The following is a 1,662-nucleotide window of genomic DNA, read 5'->3' as shown; positions in this document are numbered from 1 at the left end:
GTCTGGCACTGTTCGAGGCCGCGGTCGCGTGGGGTGTCCCGTCGGCGGTCCCGGCCCGCCTCGACCTGACGGGACTGTCACGCCCGGGACGACCGATACCCCCGCTGCTGTGTGGCTTGGTTACTGGTGGTGTCTCCGCCCGCCCGACGGCAGCCGTGGCCGCAGATGCGGACGCGGGTGGCCTGGCAGCCCGGTTGGCTACGCTCAGCCCCGCCGATCGCGAACAGGAAGTCCTGCAGACTGTCCAGGCAGCCGCGGCCGTTGTCCTGGGCCATGCCCGCCCCGGAGACATCGATCCCCAGCGGGCCTTCAGGGACATTGGCATCGACTCACTGACCGCGCTGGAGCTCCGCAACCGACTCGTGAGCGAAACCGGGCTCACTCTCCCCGCCACCTTGGTCTTCGACCACCCCGTCCCCCTCGAACTCGCCCGGCACCTGCACGACCAGCTGGTACCGCGCCAAGCCGGCGTCATTGAGAGTGCCCTGGCGGATCTGGACGGTCTGCGCGCTGTGTTGTCGGCTGTGTCCTTCGACGATGCCGATCGCGGGCGGATCACGGAACAGTTGTATGCCCTCATGGCGGACTGGCGGGCGCAGGGATCAGAGGCGGACGACCAGGACGACCTGGACTCCGCCACGAACGAGGATCTGTATCAGATGGTCGAGCGCGGGCTCGATAAGTAGCTGATTTGTCTGCCGGCGAGACAGGAGCACCTACACACATGTCCGAGGAAGAAAAGCTTCGGGACTATCTGAAGCGGGCCATCAACGACGGTCGGCAACTGCAGAACCGACTGCAGAGGCTTGAGGAGAGCATTCGCGAGCCGGTGGCTATCGTGGGAATGGGTTGCCGGTTCCCGGGTGGTGCCGAGAGCCCGGATGGCTTGTGGCGGTTGGTTGCGGGAGGCTCCGATGGGATGTCGGGGTTCCCGGTGAACCGTGGCTGGGACGTGGCGGGCTTGCCGGACCCGGATTCCGGTGACGCGGGTGGGGGTTACGCCCGAGTGGGTGGGTTCCTGGATGGTGCGGGTGGGTTCGATGCGGAGTTTTTCGGGATCAGTCCGCGTGAGGCGTTGGGGATGGATCCCCAGCAGCGGGTGTTGCTGGAGACATGTTGGGAGGCGTTGGAGGACGCGGGCATCACGCCGGGGTCGTTGCGGGGCACTGATACCGGGGTTTACGCCGGCATCATCACGTCCGGCTACCGCGTCGGGGGGCAGGACGGTGCCGGTGGCTATGGGATGACCGGAACCATGGCGAGTGTGGCGTCGGGTCGGGTGGCGTACGCGTTGGGGTTGCAGGGTCCCGCGGTCTCGATCGATACGGCGTGTTCGTCGTCGTTGACGGCGATTCACCTGGCGGCGCAGGCGTTGCGGTCGGGTGAGTGCGGGATCGCGCTGGCCGGCGGGGTCACGGTGATGGTCAGTCCGGGTGCGTACCTGGAGTTTGCGCGGCAGCGGGGGTTGGCTGCTGATGGGCGGTGTAAGCCGTTCGCGGAGGCGGCTGATGGCACCGGGTGGGGCGAGGGCGTTGGCGTGCTGGTGTTGGAGCGGTTGTCGGTTGCTCGTGAGCGTGGGCATCGGGTGCTGGCGGTGGTGGCGGGTAGTGCGGTCAATCAGGACGGGGCGAGTAATGGTCTGTCGGCGCCGAACGGTCCGTC

At 67.4% G+C, this 1,662-nt stretch carries 2 protein-coding genes; both read left to right on the top strand.

Annotated features, from left to right (window positions below; genetic code table 11):
• The coding region (locus ABZ887_RS51100) for an acyl carrier protein (protein ID WP_361306593.1) at nucleotides 1–686 on the top strand (686 nt) is incomplete at its 5' end.
• 38 nt (nucleotides 687–724) lie between these two features.
• The coding region (locus tag ABZ887_RS51095) for a beta-ketoacyl synthase N-terminal-like domain-containing protein (protein ID WP_361306591.1) at nucleotides 725–1,662 on the top strand (938 nt) is incomplete at its 3' end.

Source organism: Streptomyces sp. NPDC047061 (genome assembly GCF_040643955.1).
Lineage (GTDB): Bacteria > Actinomycetota > Actinomycetes > Streptomycetales > Streptomycetaceae > Streptomyces.
The sequence above is the reverse complement of the archived record's forward strand: the minus strand, read 5'-3'. Positions and strand labels throughout refer to the sequence as shown.